Genomic DNA, 17,870 nt, shown 5'->3' with positions numbered 1-17,870 from the left:
CAATCGCCAGCGAATCTAAGTTCTCTCCGAAACCAGTTTCGGTTTCGATTTCAGCGGAGAGATCACCCACACAGCGGGCCTCTCCCACCTGCATCGTGCAGACACGCTGCATTCAGAGAGGAATTCACTGTGATCTCGTCCTTCCGCCGCAAGCGCTCCCTGGTGGCGCTCCTCGGCCTCGTCGCCGCCTCCGCAGCCCTCACCGGCTGTGCCTCGTCGTCCCCCTCCTCGAACGGTGCCGCGCCCAAGGGCACGTACACCTTCTGGGACCCGTACCCCCAGTTCGACGGCTCCTCGCCGTGGACGAAGCTCGTCGAGAAGTGCGGCACCGAAGCGGGCGTGACCGTCAAGCGCACGGGCTACGACACCTCCGACCTCACGAGCAAGGCGCTCCTCGCCGGCCAGCAGAGCAACTCCCCGGATCTGCTGCTCGTCGACAACCCCGTCGTCTCCACCCTCGCCGACGCCGGGATCCTGACCGACACGTCGGAGACGAAGACCAGCACGACCGACATCGAGAAGAACATCCTCGCGGCCGGCCAGATCGACGGGAAGACGTACGGGGTCCCCATCGGCGCCAACACCCTCGCCCTCTACTACAACAAGAAGATCCTGACGGCGGCCGGCGTGGACGCGACGAAGATCACCGACTGGTCCTCGCTCACCGACGCTCTCTCCAAGGTCACCGCGACCGGCAAGAAGGGCATCACCTTCTCCGGCATCGGGACGGAGGAGGGAAGCTTCCAGTTCCTGCCCTTCTACTGGGGCTCCGGCGCGAACCTGACCAAGCTCGACTCGTCGGACGCGGTCTCGGCCCTCTCGCTCTGGACCGACTGGGTCAAGAAGGGCTACGCGCCCAACTCGGTCATCAACAACACCCAGACCACGTCGTGGCAGGAGTTCCTGACCGGCAACTTCGCCTTCAGCGAGAACGGCACGTGGCAGCTCGCAGGAGTCAAGGCGTCCGGCATCGACTACGGCATCATCTCGATCCCGGCGAAGGACGGTGGCGCGGCTCCCGCTCCCACCGGCGGTGAGTTCCTGACGATCCCCGTCCAGAAGGACTCGGCCCGCTACCAGATCTCCGAGAAGATCCAGTCGTGCCTCACGAGCACGAAGAACTTCGTGTCGACCGACAACACCCTCTCCTACGTCGCTCCGACCGTGGCCGCCCAGACGGAGCAGGTCGCGCAGAACGCCGACCTCAAGCCGTGGGTGACTGCCGTCTCCGACGCCAAGGGTCGCACGAGTGACAACCTCGGCACCAAGTACCCGAAGATCTCGGAGCAGCTCTGGAAGGCCGTCCAGAACAGCCTGAGCGGTTCCGCATCGCCGGAGGACGCCCTCAAGCAGGCGCAGACGGCCGCGGCCGCCGCCACCAAGTAGCACCGATGACCGCCGGCACGGCGGCCGAAGAGGAAGACGAGACATGAGCAGCACCATCATCGAACGCTCCGAGGCCGCCGCGCCGGACGGGAGGCCGGCCCCCTCCGCCGACCGACCGCCCCGCCCCACTCTGAAGAAGAGATTCCGGGCCGATCAGTGGACGGCCTGGGCCTTCATCGCCCCCGTCGTCCTCTACCTGGCGATCTTCTACGCCTACCCGCTCTACCGGAACGTCGACCTCTCGGTCCGCGACTACACGGTGCGCTCGTTCATCGACGGCACGGCGCCGTTCGTGGGGTTCGAGAACTTCGTCGCGATCTTCCAGAGCCCGACCTTCGGTCCGGCACTGACCAACACCCTGCTCTTCACGGGTGTCTCGATCCTGTTCCAGTTCTCCATCGGCATGGCGCTGGCGGTGTTCTTCTTCCAGAACTTCCGGCTGTCGTCCACGCTCCGCGCACTGTTCCTCGTGCCGTGGCTCCTGCCGCTCATCGTCAGTGCTTCGACCTGGTCGTGGATGATGAACAGCGACTCCGGGATCATCAACTCCGTCGTGAAGAGCTTCGGCGGATCGCAGATCAACTGGCTCACGTCGCCCCAGTGGGCCCTGACGGCGGTCATCATCGCCAACATCTGGATCGGGATCCCGTTCAACCTCGTCATCCTCTATAGCGGGCTGCAGAACATCTCGAGCGACATCTACGAGGCGGCCTCCCTCGACGGAGCGAACGCCTGGCAGAAGTTCTGGCGGATCACGTTCCCGCTCCTGCGCCCCGTGTCGGCGATCACGATCCTCCTCGGCCTCGTCTACACGCTGAAGGTTTTCGACATCATCTGGATCATGACCAAGGGCGGTCCGGGCGACGCGTCCACCACCTTCGCTATCTGGTCGTACCAGCTCGGATTCGGGTCGACGCTCCCCAGCTTCAGTCCGGCCGCGGCCGTCGGCAACCTCCTCATCGTGCTCGCCCTCGTCTTCGGCTTCGTCTACCTGCGCGTGCAGAGAAAGCAGGAACAGTGATGTCCACCGCGACCACTCGTCTCCACCCGGCCGGCGCCCGCCCGGCGGCCGCCCGTCCCGCCGGCAGCCGTCGACGCGGCCGACCCACGTGGCACAAGACGGCGCTCGGCGTCCTCTTCACCGCGATCATGCTCTTCCCGATCTACTGGATGATCAACGTCTCGCTGACGCCGCCGTCGCAGATGCGGAGCGATCCGCCGTCGTGGTTCCCCTTCGCGCCGACGTTCGACGGTTACGTCGCCGTCGTCCAGCAGCAGCTGCCCTACCTGGGGACGAGCCTCGTGATCGGGCTCGGCACCGTCGTCCTGACCGTGGCGGTCGCGGCCCCCGCGGCCTACTCGCTCGCCAAGCTCCGCCCGCGGGGAGGCAGCGCCCTGTCGTTCGTGCTCCTCGTGGCGCAGATGATCCCGCAGGTGATCGTGGCCATGGGCTTCTACGCGATCTACCTCAACCTGGGCATCCTGAACCAGCCCTTCGGTCTCGTCATCGCCGACTCGACGCTCGCCGTCCCGTTCGGGGTCCTGATCTTCACCGCCTTCATGAGCGGCATCCCGGAGGAGCTCATGTCGGCCGCGAAGCTCGACGGCGCCGGGACCTGGCGGACCTTCGTGTCGGTCGTCCTCCCCGTCAGCCGCAACTCGATCGTGACCGTGAGCCTCTTCGCCTTCCTCTGGGCCTGGTCGGACTTCGTCTTCTCGTCGACCCTCAACTCCGGCGGCACCGCCCAGACGATCACGCTCGGCATCTACCGCTACATCGGCAACAACAACCAGGACTGGAACTCCATCATGGCGACCGCTGTCGTCGCCTCCATCCCTGCGACGATCCTCCTGGTCGTCGCCCAGCGCTACGTCGCCGCCGGTGTCACGGCCGGCGCCGTGAAGGACTGACCCATGACCGACACCCTCGCCGACCCGACCCTGGCCGAAACTCCTGCGACCCGTCTCCGCGGCGGTCCCGTCATGCCGACCTCGTCGCTCCTCCACCCCCTGACCTCTGCCGAGATCCGTCTCACCGGGGGCTACTGGAGGCGCTGGCAGCGCACGAACGCCGAGGTCGTCCTGGGTCACTGCGAGTCGTGGATGGAGCGCATCGGCTGGATCGGCAACTTCGACCGGGCGGCCTCCTCGGAGCCCGGCTGGGAACACGCGGGCATCGAATTCGTCGACTCCGAGGTCTACAAGCTCCTCGAGGGCATGGCCTGGGAGCTGGGGCGTTCCGACGACGCGGAGCTCGCGGACCGCTACGAGCGACTGGTCGCCCGGGTCGCCGCCGCGCAGGAGCCCGACGGCTACCTGCACACGAGCTTCGGGCGACCCTGGCAGCGCGCCCGGTACTCCGACCTCGAGTGGGGCCACGAGCTCTACTGCTTCGGTCACCTGATTCAGGCGGCCGTCGCCCGGATCCGCACGGCCGGATCAGGGCTCCTGGTCGATGTGGCCGTCCGGCTCGCCGACCACGTGTACGAGACGTTCGGTCCCGACGGCCGCGAAGCCGTGTGCGGTCATCCGGAGATCGAACCGGCGCTCGCCGAGCTCGGGCGCGCGACGGGGGACCGACGCTACATCGAGTTGGCTCGGCTCTTCGTCGAGCGACGCGGGCACGGGCTCCTGAGGCCGATCGAGTACGGCCAGGAGTACTTCCAGGACGACCTCCCGGTGCGGGAGGCGGCGACCCTGCGGGGTCACGCCGTCCGCGCGCTGTACCTCGCCGCGGGCGCTCTCGACGTGGCCGTGGAGACGGGTGACGAGACGCTCGCCGCCGCCGTGGAGGAGCAGTGGCGCCACACGGTCGCGACACGCACCTACCTCACGGGCGGGATGGGCTCGCACCACCAGGACGAGGCCTACGGCGTCGACTTCGAGCTCCCGCCGGACCGCGCCTACTCCGAGACGTGCGCGGGCATCGGGTCGAACATGCTGTCGTGGCGGCTCCTGCTGCAGAGCGGCGACCCGGCCTACGCCGACCTCCTCGAACGCACCCTGCTGAACAACGTCATGGCCTCCCCGAGGGAGGACGGTGCGGCGTTCTTCTACACCAACACGCTCCACCAGCGGAATCCCGGTACGGTCCCCGCCGAGGACGACCTCAGCGTCCGGGCCCTCTCCAGCCTCCGGGCGCCGTGGTTCGAGGTGTCCTGCTGCCCCACGAACGTCGCCAGGACGCTGGCCAGCGTCGAGCTCTACTTCGCGACGAAGACCGCCGACGGCGTGCAGATCCACCAGTACGGCGAGTTCGACGTCGACACGACGCTCGACTCGGGCGCGCCCGTCGTCTTCTCGGTCACGAGCGGCTACCCCTATCGCGGCTCCGTCGTGGTGACCTCCCGCGCCGAGACGCGTCGACCGGTCACGCTCACCCTGCGCATCCCCGCCTGGGCGGGTCACGCCGACGTGCAGGTGGGGTCCGAGGGCGTGAGCCGGGTCACGGGGCGGACGGTCGAGATCACCCGGGTCTTCCACCCCGGCGACGTCATCACCCTCGACCTGCCGATGGACGCCCGCTGGGTCACGCCGGATCCGCGGATCGACGCCGTCCGGGGCACCGTGGCCGTCGAGCGCGGCCCGCTCGTCCTCTGCCTCGAGCAAGCCGCCGACGGACCGTCCGTCAACGACGTCGTGGTTGACACCTCGGCGACGCTCTGGACGACGGACCGAGGAGCCGCGGTCACCGGGCGCAGGGCCGCCGTCGACTCCGCCCCCTGGCCGTACGGCAAGACACCCGCCACCCTGCAGGATCTCGGGACCCTGCAGCTCGTCCCCTACTCGACGTGGGCCAACCACGGTCCGTCCACGATGCGGGTCTGGCTCCCCGCACCCCCTACGCCCCGGAGCGTCGGCGAGCAGCCGACTCCCTAGGGACTAGAGGCCCGGGGAGAACCACCCCGCGGCCGACCGATCGAACGCAAAGGAGCGCTCATGAAACGCAGGAACATCACTCTCGGGCTGGGAACGGTCGCGGTCGTCTCCGCGGCCCTCCTCGTCCCCGGTCTTCCGGCCGCCGCCGACGGTACGACCCTCGTGGTCGACGCCGGCAGCGTCCTCCGACCGGTCACCCATGTCGCATCCGGGGGCCTGTACGCGCTGGCGACCACGACGACCCCCGATCCCACGCAGCTCCCCCCGCTCCATCTGAACCAGCTCACGCAGCCGGCCCCCGGCGTCCAGCAGCTGGGCAACGGCGCGACGACTCCCACGGGCGACGCCTTGAAGGTGGCTCCGGTCGCCATCGCCTCGGGTGCGCAGGAGACCATCCGGATGCCCGACATCTACCCGGACTTCCCCTACAAGTGGGTGAGCTGGAACGACTACCTGACCAAGGTCGACACCATGGTCAAGGCGCGGCTCGCGGCTACCTCGACGACCAACATCAACGGCTGGGAGCTCTGGAACGAGCCGGACGGCACGTGGGACACCACGAACGCCGGCCCGTTCAACGACGGTTGGGTGAAGATCTACAACGAGGTGCGGTCGCTCGACACCGTGACGCCGATCGTCGGTCCGAGCTACAGCCAGTACAACCACGACCTCATGCTCGCCTTCCTCACCAACGCCAAGGCGAAGAACGCGGTCCCCGACGTCATCAGCTGGCACGAGCTCTCGCAGGGCTGGGCGGGCATCGGCGATCACATGGCAGACCTCCGAGCCATCGAGAACTCGCTCGGAATCTCACCCCGTCCCGTGTCGATCAACGAGTACGCCTGGACGGATCAGGTGGACGTGCCGAGCGCCTCGCTCCACTACATCTCGCAGTTCGAGCGCTACGGCATCCGCGACGCCGAACGGGCCTACTGGTACGAGTCCGGCACCGTGAACGGCCTTCTCTACAACGACAAGCCCACGGCGAGCTACTGGATGTACAAGTGGTACGGCGACATGACCGGCAACATGGTGCCGGTCACGGCGTCGGGCGACTTCGACGGCATCGCCTCGCTCGACTCGTCCCGGAAGATCGTGACGGTCGTCGCAGGAGGTGTCTACGGGTCCAACACGGTCACGGTCAAGGGTCTCGGGGGCTTCGGCAGCCAGGCCACGGTGACGCTGACGGCGTCCGGAATCAGCGGTCGCACCACGAATGCCGGCCAACCGACCCCGGTCTTGACGACGACGGTCCCGATCGTCAACGGCACGGTCAGCGTCCCCATCACCAACCAGGATTCGCGCGCGGCGTACGAGATCGTCGTCACGCCCGCATCCGGCCCGACGACCGCCACGCAGCAGGTGTACGAGGCCGAGAACGCCACCGTCGTCAACGCGCAGCGCCTGTCCGCTCCGACCGCCTCGAACGGCGGCTACGTCGGACGGATCGACGGCACGGGCGATGCTCGCACCGACAGCTTCGTGGACTTCCTCGTCACCGCGCCGACGGCGGGGAACTACACGGTGGCCGTGCGCTACGCCAACGGAGGTTCGGCGACCGCCACGCAGGGGCTCGCCTACAACGGGGGAGCCTGGTCGACCCTCTCGTACCCCACCACCGGCTCCTGGGGGGCGTTCTCGAATTCGGTGTCGACGACGGTGAGCCTCAAGGCGGGTAGCAACGTGATCCGTCTCGCGAAGGGCTCACCCGGGTTCGCGGGAGGCTCGGGCTACGCGGAACTCGACTCGATCACGCTCACCCACCAGTGAGTTAGGTCGTGCGGCCGGTCGGCGTTCTGCGTCGACCGGCCACTTATTTTGATTTGATCAAATCCGTGTTACTGTGGTGCTCAGCCCGAACGAGCCACTTCTCACCACAGGGAGCACCCCATGCAGACCACCACGAGCACGACCGCCACCACGACCGCCACCACCCCCGCCTTCGTCCCCGCCGGCCACTACGTGTCGGCCCTCGCCGAGCGCGCCGGTCGCGGCAGCTACACCGGGACCGTCTCGGCCACGGTGGGCACCTACGTCGGGCGCCGCACGCTCACCGACGTCGTCGGGCGCTACACGAGCTCGGCTCTCGCCACCGCTCGTCGCCGCGCCCCGCGCACGGTCCGCACCGTGACGAGCAGCACCCCCGTCATCGCCTCGTAGCCCTCGGGCCACCCATCTTGATTTGATCAAAAAAGAATAGAGTGGACGCATGTCGACCACGTTCGAAGACGAACTCCGTACTGCCGGGCTCCGGGCCACGGGCGGGCGCCTCGCCGTCCTGAAGGCCCTCGAAGACGCCCCGCACACCGACGCGGAGTCGCTCTACGTCATCGTGTCGGGCATCCTGCCGGGCACTCCGAAGCAGTCGATCTACAACGCGCTCAACGACCTCACCGGCAAGGGGCTCGTCCGCCGGATCGAGCCGGCCGGATCCGCGGCGCTCTACGAGCGCCGCCTCGGCGACAACCACCACCACATCGTGTGCCGGAACTGCGGCAAGATCGCCGACGTCGACTGCGTCGTCGGGCACGCACCCTGCCTCGAGCCGTCGTCGGCCGACGGCTTCTCGCTGGAGACCGCCGAGGTCACCTTCTGGGGTCTCTGCGACGACTGCCGGACGGCCCAGGCCGCGGCCTGAGCCGCCGTGCCCCCCCGACGTAGATCAGGAGGTGGGGCGTGTCGCTCCTGAGAAACGTGCGCGGGGGCGGGGTTCGTCCTGCGTTGCGGGCATCGGGCTCGGTCTTCGCCTAAGTAACGGTATTCAGGCCTGAATTGCGTCGGCGGCGTGGCCGGGGCGTGAGGGGAGCTCGGCGCGGCCGGGCGCAGCCGCGGACGCGAACGGAGCCGGGGCGCTGCGCCGCTCAGCCCCAGCCGCCGAGGTAGGCCTCCACGTCGACGTCGCCGCCCACCCCGCGGACGCCCGGCACGGCCTCGGCGACGCTGTCGAAGAGGTCGCTCCGACCCCAGCGGGCGGCCCGCGCCTCGGCGCGGCGGGAGTGGATCACGCACAGCACCGACCCGTCGGCCGGGTCCACCACGACCAGCGCGCCCAGCCCCTCGCGCGACACCCGCTCGACCGCGGCGCGCAGCGCCCCCGGCGAGGTGCGGAACGGGCGACGAGCCTCCACGCGGATCCTGCTGCGCTCGATCGACCGCTCGTCGCCCGGGAGGGCCGCGAGCGGGAGCTCCGCCGCCACCGAGTCGAGCGTGACGAACCAGGGCGCCGCCTCCTGCCCCGCCCCCGCGGGAACCGAGACCACCACGTCCGCGAACCGTCCCGGCCGCCCCCGACCCGCCGACCCCGGCACCGGGATCAGGTCGGCCAGGCGCTGCGCCTCCGCGTTCTTGCGGGCCAGTGCGGCCTCGGGTCGTCCGGCCCACTCGGGGCCGTCGTGCCAGGCGGTCGCTGCGGGCACGTGTGCCAGGAGGGCGCCGCGGAGCCAGGCCCGGTAGGCCCACTCCCAGTCCTCGCCGCCGTACGCGGAGAACGTCTCGTCGAACCCTCCGGTTTCGCGCAGCAGCCCGGCGTCGGCCGCGATGACGGCCCCGATCACGAACCGGTACGAGCGGTCGTCGGCGTCGCGGAGGTCCCGACTCCGCGCGTAGGCGTCGGTCAGCCAGGCCGGGTCCGGCAGGGCGACCGCAGGAGCCTCGGACGAGAGTTCCGCGGACGGCTCCAGTCGCCCCAGCTCCGCGTGCCGTCGCCGCCCGACCGTCACCACGTCAGAGGCCAGCGCCGGCAGCCGCGTCAGTTCGCGCACGTAGGAGCGCTCGGGAGCCGTGTCCGCGTCGAGGAAGCACACGACGTCGCCCGATGCGGCCTCGAGCCCGGCGTTCCGGGCGGCCGCGAGGCGGAACCCGCGGTCCTCCTGCCGGATCAGCCGGACATCGCCGGGCACGCGGGGAGGTCGTACCGAGCCGTCGTCCACGACGATGATCTCGAGACGCGAGGCGGGGTGGTCCTGGCGACGCAGCGCGAGGAGCGTGCGGTCGAGCTGGGCCTGCTGCTCGTAGTGCGCCACGACGACCGACACCCGCGGCGCCTCGAGGGGTTCGACGCCGTCCAGGCGGTCCCACTCGTTGCGGGGGAGCGGGATCCCGCGGGGCGACGTCGCCCCGGCGGGCACGGAGCCGGGCGTCACCACGGGAGCGTCTCCCACCAGGCGAGGGAGGAGCGTGCGGCGTCGTCGAGGGTCGGGCCGATCGGGTGGCCGGGCGGAAGGACGGTGGACCGGGGATCCTGCCGGCGCGCCTCGATCGCGGCACCGAGGTCGTCCAGGGCTGTGAGGTGGAGCGTGCCGGGCCGGAGGGCCGCCATCTCGCGGGTGTACCGGGTGTCGAGGACGACCGGGCGTCTGCCCTGCTCCGCCCAGTCGAGGAGCGAGCGCGACGCCGAGTAGTGCCGGTGCGCGACCACGGGGACGCCCGGCGAGCGGCACAGCCTCCGGTACTCCTCCGGGTCGAGGTAGCCCGTCACGCGAAAGCGCACCCCGTGCGCGGTCGCGCGGCGACCCAGCTCCGCGGCCTCGGCGTCGTGCCCCGCCGAGACGCCGCCGAGCGCGACGACCTCGACGCTCGCGCCGGGCGCCCGCTCGAGTCCGGCGACGGCGTCGACGACCTCCGCGTGGCCCTTGCCCGGGTAGACGTAGCCCGCGACGAGCACGACGAGTGCGTCCGGGGCGCTGTGAGGCACCGCCGCCAGGCCCGACGAGCCCGACAGGCCCGACGAGCCCGACAGGCCCGACGGGGCCTCGGCGACCCGCGTCCCGAGCGGCACCACCACGGCGTCGAGCGCAGGATCCAGGTGCTCGCGCACGAGCGCCGCCTCGTGTCGGCTGCTCACCGCCACGCCGCACACCCCGGCGACCATCGACGCGTACGCCGCCGCGCGCCGCGGCAGGTTGCGCTCGCCGTCGGACTCCTGCGGCAGGTCGTGGAGGGTGACGCTCAGTCTCGTGGCGTCGGCGAGGCGACGGACCCGCTCGGCGGCCGCCTCCGGGGAGGTCCCGAGCAGGCCGTCGGTGACGTGGAGATGCACGCGGCCGTGGCGGGCGGCGACGCCCTCGGCCTCCTCGGGCGACTCGACGACCTCGATGACGGTCTCGGGGACGCGACGGCGGACGGCGGCGGCGAGATCCGCCGCGTACTCCGCGACGCCGTGCGAGGGTCGGCCGACCACGAGCTGGGTCGGGGGCGTTTCGGGCATCCTTCGAACGTTGCACGGAGGTGGGCTCGCAGTCAATGGGGTCGACGAGATGGGCCGGGGAGGGCGGTACGTCCGTACGGTGAAACGGATGCTCGCTCGGGGCACGCGTGCCCACGACAGGAGGATCCTTGGCGCAGTCCGTCACCGTCTGCTCCGTTCCCGCGGGCCACCCCTACGTCGAACGGATCCTCGATTCGGGCGAGCTCCGGCTCCTGCCCGACCCGCGACCCGACGGGGCGCCCGAGGGCCAGTGGTGGCCGCCGGTCGTCCTCTCGCCGGGGTGGATCGAGGAGCACCCCGACGAGGCCCGGCTCCTGCACCTCCACTTCGGCTTCGAGTCGTTCGCATCGGCCGACCTCGTGGAGGTCGTCGACGCGGCGCACCGGGTCGGCTGGCCGGTCGTGCTGACCGTCCACGACCTCGTCAACCCGCAGCTCGCCGATCAGGCCCCGCACCTCGAGCGCCTCGACGCCCTCGTGCCGGTCGTCGACGCCCTCATCACCCTGACCGCAGGAGCCGCGGCCGCCGTCGAAGCGCGCTGGGGCCGCCGCCCGCTCGTCCTGCCGCACCCCCGGCTCCTCGCCGACGACGCCCCTCCCGCGGTCGGTTTCCCCCGGCCGGACCGCGTCGTGGGCGTCCACCTGAAGGACCTCCGGCCGAACGTCGACGGACCCCTCGCCGTGGCGACGCTCCTCGGCGCCCTCGACGGGCTCCGCGACCGGGGACTCGCCGCCACGGGCGAGGTGCACCTCCACCGGCACGTGCGCGACGAGGAGCAGCGGGCCGTCGTCCGCGCGCTCTGCGCCGCCCGGGCGGACGTCGTGCTCCTCGAGCACGAGCGCTTCGACGACGCGAGCCTCGCCAACAGCCTGTCGCACCTCGACGCGTGCCTCCTGCCCTACCGGTCGGGGACGCACTCCGGCTGGCTTGAGCTCTGCTGGGACCTCGGCGTGGCCGTCGCGGCTCCGGAGGTCGGCTTCTTCCGGGAGCAGCACGACGATCCGACCGTCGCGTCCTTCGCGTGGGAGGGCGGCGGGTCCGCCCTCGCGGCCGCGCTCGCCCGGGTTCTCGCCGCCGCACCGCCCGCCGGCACGCCGGAGCGACGCCGCCTCGTGGCGAATCGCCGGGGGGCCCGCGCGGTCACCGACGCGGCCACCGTCGAGGCGCACGTCGACCTCTACCGCCGGCTCCTCGCCGGGAGGGAGGCCTCGTGAGCCTCCGCCTGGCGCTCATCGCGCCCCTCCGCTTCCCGATCCGGCTGCCGTTCGCCGGGGGACTCGAGTCCGCCGTCTGGAACGAGGTGAGGCACCTCCGTGCCCGCGGCCACCACGTCGAGCTGATCGCGACGGAGGGTTCCGACTTCCTCGACCTCGGTCCCGCGTCGTACACCCTGCCCGCCGTCGACTGGCGGGGCGATCCGAGCGCCGCCGACGACACCTACCCGCCGGGGTACCTCGACCGAGCGCTCCCCGCGCTCGATCGCGCCCTCGACGAGGTCCGCCGCCGCAGCGGATCCCTGGACGTCGTCGTGAACCACTGCCTCCACGGGCTGCCGCTCGCCCGGGCGGGGTCCCTCGGCGTGCCGATGATCTCGACCCTCCACACGCCGGTGGTCCCCGAGCTCGTCGCCTCGCACGGGCGAGCCGTCGGCCGATCGAGCAGGTTCCTCTCCGTCAGCGGGCATACGGCACGCACCTGGCGGGGCGTCGGCATCGCGTCCGACGTCCTGCACAACGGGGTCGACGAGCAGACCTGGGTCGAGGGGCCGGGCGGCGACTCGCTGGTCTGGTCGGGGCGGATCGTCCCCGAGAAGGCCCCGCACCTCGCCCTCCGCGTCGCGCACCTCCTCGGGCGCCCCCTGACGATCGCCGGGAGGATCGGCGACCGCGCCTACTTCGACGCCGAGATCCAGCCCCTCCTCGACGACGACCGGCGCTACGTCGGCCCCCTCGGGACCGCCGACCTCGTCGACCTCGTCGGCCGCAGTTCCTGCGCCCTCGTCACCCCGCTCTGGGACGAGCCCTTCGGCCTCGTGACCCCGGAGGCCCTGCTCTGCGGCACCCCGGTGGCCGGGTTCGCCGTCGGCGGCGTGACGGAGCTGCACCACGACTCCGGAGGTCTCCGCCTGGTGCCGGTCGGTGACGTCGAGGCGCTCGCCGGAGCGGTCTCGGCGCTCGTCGAGGCCGGCCGCACCGATCCCGGGTTCCGCCGCGGTGTCCGCGACGCTGCCGTCGGCCGCTTCGGGCTGACGGGCAGGATCCGGGAGCTCGAGAGGGTCCTGGAGCGCACCGCGGCCGAGGCGGAGCCGGCCGCGTGACCCGGCCCACGGTCGGCTGGTACGTCCACCACCACGGCCACGGCCACGTCACGCGATTCCTCGCGATCCGACCGCACCTCGACGCCGACGTGGTCTGCTTCAGCTCGCTCCCCGAGCCGAGCGGGCTCCCCGCCGGGACGACGTGGGTGCGTCTCGCGACCGACGACGGGGTGGAGGTCGACGCCCACGGCGTCGAGCACGCGCCGGCGGAGGCGTCCCCGAGCGCCGCGGGGCTCCTGCACTGGGCGCCCCTCGGTCACCGCGGGCACCGGTCCCGACTCGCCCGCATCGCGGACGGGATCGAGCGGCACGGGGTGGACGCCTTCGTCGTGGACGTCTCGGTCGAGGTGACCCTCTTCGTGCGGCTCCTCGGCGTGCCCGTCGTGGTCATGGCTCAGCCGGGGGACCGCTCGGACACGCCGCACCTGACCGCGTACCGTGCGGCGACCCGCATCCTGGCCCCCTATCCCGAGGGCGCGGTCGACCGACCACGCTTCGACGGCGCGGACGTCGTCCACACCGGCGGCATCAGCCGATTCGACGGGCGGGCGGTCGCTCCCCGGGTGGAGCGTTCCGGTGTCCTCGTGCTCCTGGGCTCGGGCGGCGGCGGCGTCACCGCCGGCGACGTCGACGGACTCCGGACGGCTCTGACCGGCGAGACCGTGACCGTGCTGGAACCCGGCGGCACCTGGCGCGACGACCCCTGGCCCGACCTGACCGCCGCCGCCGTCGTGATCGCCTGGGCCGGGCAGAACTCCGTCGCCGACCTCGCCGCGGCCGACGCGCGCGCGGTCGTGATCCCGCAGCCGCGCCCCTTCGACGAGCAGGTCGAGACGGGTCAGGCGCTGGAGCGCCTCGGGCTCGCCGTCGTGCAGCCGACCTGGCCGACCGCGTCGCGCTGGGCCGACCTCGTCGAGATCGCTCGGCGGCAGGAGCCGGACTGGTCGGCCTGGCAGACGCAGGGTGCGGCCCGGCGCGCGGCCGACGCGATCCTCGACACGGCGGCGCGGTGGGCTCGGTGACCGCGGCGATGTCCACCACCGTGACCTCCGGCGCACCGGTCGTCGGGACGACGGTCGTGACCACCGCCTCCGCCGCCCGTCGCGCGCACCTCGACGTGCAGCTCGCGGCGGTCGCGGCCCTCGGTCACCGGCGCGTCGTCGTGTGGCTCGACGAGGGGGCGGCGCCCGACCTCCCCGCCGACGTCGTCCTGGCCGTGCCGCCGGGGCCCCGCGGGCTCCGCCTCGCCGCCGCTCGGAACGCCGGAGCCGACCGCGCCGTCGCCGACGGTGCCGACCTCGTCGTCTTCCTCGACGCGGACTGCGTCCCGGACACGGAGCTCGTGACGCGGTACGCGGACGCCGCCCGGGAGCGGCCCGACGCCGTGCTGTGCGGCCCGGTCACGTACCTCCCCGAGGGCGTCGAGGCGGGAGACGCGGGGGTGATGCGGAGGCACCGGGCACCGCACGCGGCGCGGCCGGACCCGGCCCCGGGCATCCTGCGCGTCGCCTCTCCCGACGAGTACCCGCTGTTCTGGTCGCTCTCGTTCGCCGTGACGGCGACCCGGTGGCGGCAGGGCCCGCGCTTCGACGAGGCCTACGAGGGCTACGGCGGAGAGGACACCGACTACGCGTTCCGACTCCGCGAGGGAGGAGTGCCGCTGGTCTGGGTCGGCGGCGCGGACGCCTACCACCAGTACCACCCCACGTCCTCGCCGCCCCGCGCCCACCTCGACGACATTCTGCGGAACGGGGCGCTCTTCGCCGAGCGCTGGCACGAGTGGCCGATGCTCGGCTGGCTGGAGGCGTTCGAGCGCGAGGGTCTGGTCAGGCGCGACGGCGACTCGTGGACCCGCGCGGCGGCTCCCCGAGGGCGGTGACGGCGGCGACGACGTCCGGTGCCACGGCGTTGGCGGTGAAGCGGTCGATCCCGCGCCGGGCGGTCTCGCCCAGGTGCTCGGCGGTGCCCCGATCGTCGAGCAGGTTCGCGACGGCCTCCGCCAGCTCCGCAGGAGCCCCGGGGCGGACGATCCGCGCGTCGACGCCGTCCCGACAGAAGTCGTCGTATCCGCTGCCCGACGTCACCACGAGCGGCCGGCCGATGGCCTTGACCTCCAGCGCCACCTGCCCAAACCCCTCCCACCGGGACGGGCAGACGACGACGCTCGCGCGGGCGATCCCGGCGTAGAGCTCGTCGCCGGGGACGTGGCCGAGGAGCGTCACGCGGCCCTCGGGCAGAGATCCCGTGCGGCGCAGCAGCTCCTGCCGAGTCGGTTCGAAGCGGCTGTCGCCGGGCGAGCCGGCGAAGACGAACCGGGCGTCGGGGTGACGCGCGGCCACGGTCGCGAAGGCGTCCGCGGCGTCGACGACGCCCTTCCGGCGCTCCAGACGGCCGAGGAAGAGGACGATCGGGCCCGGGCCGACGGGCCAGTCGCGGGGCGGCGCGCTCCCGGCCGCACGGGCCTGGACCTCGGCCACGTCGATGCAGTTGCGCACCACCGTGGCGGTGGGGAGTCGTCCGAGGAGGTCGCGGTTGCGCGCCTCCATCGCCCGCGAGATGGGCATGACGCCGCGCGAACGCCGGATCTGGCGGTCCTCGCAGGTGTTCTGCACGGCCACGAGCGCGCGACGGGAGAGGGGGAGGTCGGCGACGCGGACCCCCGAGACGTCGTTGGAGAGCCGCATGCTCGTCGCCAGGTTCGTCACGAGGTTCTCCCGGGAGGCCAGGAGCGCCCCGATACCACCCCACTCCGGCAGCAGGATCCGGTCGTAGCGGCCTCTCGAGGCCAGGCGACGGAAGGCCGCGGCGCGGACGACGGGCAGGAACACCGCCGGTACCCGCGCGAAGCGGCGGTGAGCGACCAGCGTGACGCCGCCCGGCGCATCCGGACGGATCAGACGGCCGCCGTCGAACAGCGCGAGATCGACGTCGACGCCGGCCCGCACCAGTGCCGGGAGGAGGGACGCGTAGTGACGCCCGATCCCCCCGGTGTAGCCCGTGACTCCGGCGTACTCGGTCACGCCGACGAGCCAGCGGGGACGCGCACCCGCGGCCCGCTCTCGCCGGCTCGGCCTCACGTGGTCCGCGGCGGATCGGTCGGCACGAAGTCGCCCGTCTCCAGGTCGCCCTCCTGCACGTCGAACTCCTGCTGCTCCTCGGGTCGCACGGCGGCGCCCCGCTGGCGGGCCGTCTCGGTCTCGAGGCGCTCGACGAGTGCGGCGTCCTCCACCTCGTCGAACGGGGAGGTCGTCGTGACCGCCACGATCTGGCTGGCGGGCCCGAGGAGGAAGGTGGCCGACCCGAGGGTGCCGTCATCCATCCGAGTGGGCACCTGAACCGTCGCGGCGCTGCCCCGTGACGCGAGCACCTGGGCGTAGTCGAGCAGCGCCTGCGCGATTGCCGACCCGGTCATGATCGAGCCGTCGGCGTAGTGGATGAGTTCCATGGGTCAGGCGTCGACGTCGCCGCGCCAGGCGCCGTCGGCCGTGCCCTGCTTCTCGATGTACCCCTTGAAGTTCTTGAGGTCCTTCTTGATGGCGTGGTTGTCGGCGCCGAGGGTCTGGCCGACCTTCTCCAGGAAGCCCGTGGGCTCCCAGTCGATCTGCACCGTGAGGCGCGTCGTGGTGTCGCTCAGCTTGTGGAACGTGATGACGCCGGCGTGGTCGACCTCGCCGCCGGTGCTGTTCCAGGCGACGCGCTCGTCGGGGTGCTGCTCGGTGATCTCCGCCTCGAACGTCTTCTCGACCGGGCCGACCTTCACCTTCCACACCGTCAGGGTGGGGGTGGTCTGCGTGATGGATTCGACCTCGTCGAGGAACTTCGGGAACTCCTCGAACTGGGTCCACTGGTTGTACGCGACGGAGACGGGGACGTCGACGTCGATCGTTTCGATGGCCTGTGCCATGGGGTGCTCCTTCGATGGGTGCTGGAGCCTGAACGGTAGGGCCGCGGCGACCCGAGCGGTCGAAAGGGGCAGGAGACTCGGAGGCTCGTGGCTTTGTACCCCGGCGGCTCGCAGGATCCGCGTCACCCCCGGGGCGGGATCTCCCCGGATCCGCGCGCGATCAGGCGTGTCGGGACGACGAGCGTCTGGGGCGCCGATCGGTCGCCGGCGAGCCGCGCGAACAGCCGTTCGGTGGCGAGTTCGCCGATGCGGTGGGGATCCTGCGAGATGACCGTGACGGCCGGTTCGAGGAGGTCGGCCATGAGCACGTCGTCGAAGCCGACGAGGGCGATCTCGTGCTGGAGCCCCAGGCGGCGGAGGGCCCGGATGGCCCCCACGGTGACGAGGTTCTGGCTCGTGAACAGCGCCGTCGGCGGCTCGGGGAGCCGGAGGACGGCCTCCACCGCGGCCTGCGCGACCTCCTCGTCGTGGAGGTCCTCGACGACGACGATCTCGTTCAGGGGGACACCGCCCTGGCCCATCGCCTCGAGGAAGCCGTCGCGCCGCTCCAGGGCGGTGCGGATGTCGTTGCGGTCGCCGAGGTAGGCGATGCGGCGGTGGCCGGCTTCGAAGAGGTGGCGCACGGCGGCCGCGGCCCCCTCCGCGTTGTCGCAGACGACGGCGTCGACGTCGAGGCCGGTCGGCCGGCGGTCGACGAAGACGATCGGTGTACCCCGCTCCTGCTCCTTGACGAGGTAGCCGTGGTCGGCGGCGGTGCTCGTGATGACGAGCCCGTCGACGCGGCGGCGCACGAGGGCCGAGACGATGGCCTGCTCGCGGGCCGGGTCGTCGTCGCCGCTCGCGCTGAAGACGGCGACGCCGTTGAGAGCCGCGGCGTCCTCGACCCCGCGGTGCAGGGTGCTGGCGAAGGGGTTGGCGACGCTGGAGACGACGAGGCCGATCGACTTGGATCCGCCGCCCGAGCGGCGCAGGCTGCCCGCCTGGAGGTTGGGCTGGTAATCGAGGCTCGCGATGGCGGCCTCGACCTTGGCGCGGAGGGCGTCGGAGACGTTGGGCTCGTCGTTGATGACCCGGGAGACCGACTTGAGGCCTGGTCGCCGTCGCCGGTCTCGCCCTCACCGGTTGCAGCTCGTCCTCGACCCCCGCGGCAGGTGGGTCGTCCGCCGGCGGTTCGAGCA

At 71.8% G+C, this 17,870-nt stretch carries 17 protein-coding genes; 11 read left to right on the top strand and 6 right to left on the bottom strand.

Going from position 1 to position 17,870, the window contains the following annotated elements:
• Positions 1–129 precede the first annotated feature (129 nt).
• From AS850_RS15600 to AS850_RS15570, 7 genes are all read left to right on the top strand, one after another.
• Complete coding sequence (locus tag AS850_RS15600) at positions 130–1,386, top strand: sugar ABC transporter substrate-binding protein (RefSeq protein WP_236940766.1); 1,257 nt, start codon at positions 130–132, stop codon at positions 1,384–1,386.
• A 43-nt stretch (positions 1,387–1,429) separates the two neighbouring features.
• Positions 1,430–2,407 (top strand): carbohydrate ABC transporter permease, encoded by a 978-nt coding sequence (locus tag AS850_RS15595; protein ID WP_119869953.1) that lies wholly within the window; start codon positions 1,430–1,432, stop codon positions 2,405–2,407.
• Complete coding sequence (locus AS850_RS15590; RefSeq protein WP_119869952.1) at positions 2,407–3,297, top strand: carbohydrate ABC transporter permease; 891 nt, start codon at positions 2,407–2,409, stop codon at positions 3,295–3,297. Before AS850_RS15595 ends, AS850_RS15590 begins: the two co-directional genes overlap by 1 nt.
• Before the next feature lie 3 nt (positions 3,298–3,300).
• On the top strand, positions 3,301–5,265 hold the full coding sequence (locus AS850_RS15585; RefSeq protein ID WP_119869951.1) for a glycoside hydrolase family 127 protein: 1,965 nt from the start codon (positions 3,301–3,303) through the stop codon (positions 5,263–5,265).
• Positions 5,266–5,325: 60 nt separating this feature from the next.
• On the top strand, positions 5,326–7,035 hold the full coding sequence (locus AS850_RS15580) for a CBM35 domain-containing protein (protein ID WP_119869950.1): 1,710 nt from the start codon (positions 5,326–5,328) through the stop codon (positions 7,033–7,035).
• Between the two features lie 120 nt (positions 7,036–7,155).
• On the top strand, positions 7,156–7,425 hold the full coding sequence (locus AS850_RS15575; protein ID WP_119869949.1) for a hypothetical protein: 270 nt from the start codon (positions 7,156–7,158) through the stop codon (positions 7,423–7,425).
• Positions 7,426–7,474: 49 nt separating this feature from the next.
• On the top strand, positions 7,475–7,903 hold the full coding sequence (locus AS850_RS15570; RefSeq protein WP_119869948.1) for a Fur family transcriptional regulator: 429 nt from the start codon (positions 7,475–7,477) through the stop codon (positions 7,901–7,903).
• Between the two features lie 223 nt (positions 7,904–8,126).
• Here the strand turns inward: AS850_RS15570 and AS850_RS15565 are convergent, their stop codons facing one another.
• Entirely contained in the window at positions 8,127–9,425 is a 1,299-nt protein-coding gene (locus tag AS850_RS15565; protein ID WP_236940765.1) for a glycosyltransferase, read from the bottom strand.
• On the bottom strand, positions 9,404–10,471 hold the full coding sequence (locus AS850_RS15560) for a hypothetical protein (protein WP_119869947.1): 1,068 nt from the start codon (positions 10,469–10,471) through the stop codon (positions 9,404–9,406). Before AS850_RS15560 ends, AS850_RS15565 begins: the two co-directional genes overlap by 22 nt.
• A 128-nt stretch (positions 10,472–10,599) precedes the next feature.
• Between AS850_RS15560 and AS850_RS15555 the strand changes: the two genes are divergently transcribed.
• The 4 genes from AS850_RS15555 to AS850_RS15540 are packed head-to-tail and all read left to right on the top strand — an operon-like array spanning position 10,600 to position 14,667.
• On the top strand, positions 10,600–11,685 hold the full coding sequence (locus tag AS850_RS15555; protein WP_236940764.1) for a hypothetical protein: 1,086 nt from the start codon (positions 10,600–10,602) through the stop codon (positions 11,683–11,685).
• Positions 11,682–12,788 (top strand): glycosyltransferase, encoded by a 1,107-nt coding sequence (locus AS850_RS15550; RefSeq protein ID WP_119869945.1) that lies wholly within the window; start codon positions 11,682–11,684, stop codon positions 12,786–12,788. Before AS850_RS15555 ends, AS850_RS15550 begins: the two co-directional genes overlap by 4 nt.
• Positions 12,785–13,810 (top strand): hypothetical protein, encoded by a 1,026-nt coding sequence (locus AS850_RS15545; RefSeq protein ID WP_119869944.1) that lies wholly within the window; start codon positions 12,785–12,787, stop codon positions 13,808–13,810. The genes AS850_RS15550 and AS850_RS15545 overlap by 4 nt, the downstream gene beginning before the upstream one ends.
• 8 nt (positions 13,811–13,818) lie before the next feature.
• Entirely contained in the window at positions 13,819–14,667 is an 849-nt protein-coding gene (locus AS850_RS15540; RefSeq protein ID WP_119870373.1) for a glycosyltransferase family 2 protein, read from the top strand.
• On the opposite strand, the gene AS850_RS15535 is transcribed toward AS850_RS15540, so the two are convergent.
• From AS850_RS15535 to AS850_RS15520, 4 genes are all read right to left on the bottom strand, one after another.
• On the bottom strand, positions 14,615–15,808 hold the full coding sequence (locus tag AS850_RS15535; protein WP_164088488.1) for a glycosyltransferase family 4 protein: 1,194 nt from the start codon (positions 15,806–15,808) through the stop codon (positions 14,615–14,617). The two genes, AS850_RS15540 and AS850_RS15535, sit on opposite strands and share 53 nt — an antisense overlap.
• A gap of 53 nt (positions 15,809–15,861) precedes the next feature.
• Positions 15,862–16,233: a hypothetical protein gene (locus tag AS850_RS15530; protein WP_119869942.1), complete on the bottom strand. Its 372-nt coding sequence runs from the start codon at positions 16,231–16,233 to the stop codon at positions 15,862–15,864.
• Positions 16,234–16,236: 3 nt separating this feature from the next.
• The gene (locus AS850_RS15525) at positions 16,237–16,692 is read right to left on the bottom strand and encodes an SRPBCC family protein (protein WP_119869941.1); all 456 of its coding nucleotides are present in this window, start codon (positions 16,690–16,692) and stop codon (positions 16,237–16,239) included.
• A gap of 122 nt (positions 16,693–16,814) precedes the next feature.
• Complete coding sequence (locus AS850_RS15520) at positions 16,815–17,759, bottom strand: LacI family DNA-binding transcriptional regulator (RefSeq protein WP_119869940.1); 945 nt, start codon at positions 17,757–17,759, stop codon at positions 16,815–16,817.
• Positions 17,760–17,870 lie beyond the last annotated feature (111 nt).

This window comes from Frondihabitans sp. 762G35 (assembly GCF_002074055.1).
Classification (GTDB): Bacteria; Actinomycetota; Actinomycetes; order Actinomycetales; family Microbacteriaceae; genus Frondihabitans.
Note: the sequence above shows the minus strand (reverse complement) of the source record. Positions and strands in the feature narration are given on the sequence as shown.

Coding starts and splice junctions, on each gene's coding strand:
- AS850_RS15595 (WP_119869953.1), top strand. CDS start 1,430: ATGAGCAGCACCATCATCGAACGCTCCGAGGCCGCCGCGCCGGACGGG.
- AS850_RS15590 (WP_119869952.1), top strand. CDS start 2,407: ATGTCCACCGCGACCACTCGTCTCCACCCGGCCGGCGCCCGCCCGGCG.
- AS850_RS15585 (WP_119869951.1), top strand. CDS start 3,301: ATGACCGACACCCTCGCCGACCCGACCCTGGCCGAAACTCCTGCGACC.
- AS850_RS15580 (WP_119869950.1), top strand. CDS start 5,326: ATGAAACGCAGGAACATCACTCTCGGGCTGGGAACGGTCGCGGTCGTC.
- AS850_RS15575 (WP_119869949.1), top strand. CDS start 7,156: ATGCAGACCACCACGAGCACGACCGCCACCACGACCGCCACCACCCCC.
- AS850_RS15570 (WP_119869948.1), top strand. CDS start 7,475: ATGTCGACCACGTTCGAAGACGAACTCCGTACTGCCGGGCTCCGGGCC.
- AS850_RS15560 (WP_119869947.1), bottom strand. CDS start 10,471: ATGCCCGAAACGCCCCCGACCCAGCTCGTGGTCGGCCGACCCTCGCAC.
- AS850_RS15540 (WP_119870373.1), top strand. CDS start 13,819: ATGTCCACCACCGTGACCTCCGGCGCACCGGTCGTCGGGACGACGGTC.
- AS850_RS15530 (WP_119869942.1), bottom strand. CDS start 16,233: ATGGAACTCATCCACTACGCCGACGGCTCGATCATGACCGGGTCGGCA.
- AS850_RS15525 (WP_119869941.1), bottom strand. CDS start 16,692: ATGGCACAGGCCATCGAAACGATCGACGTCGACGTCCCCGTCTCCGTC.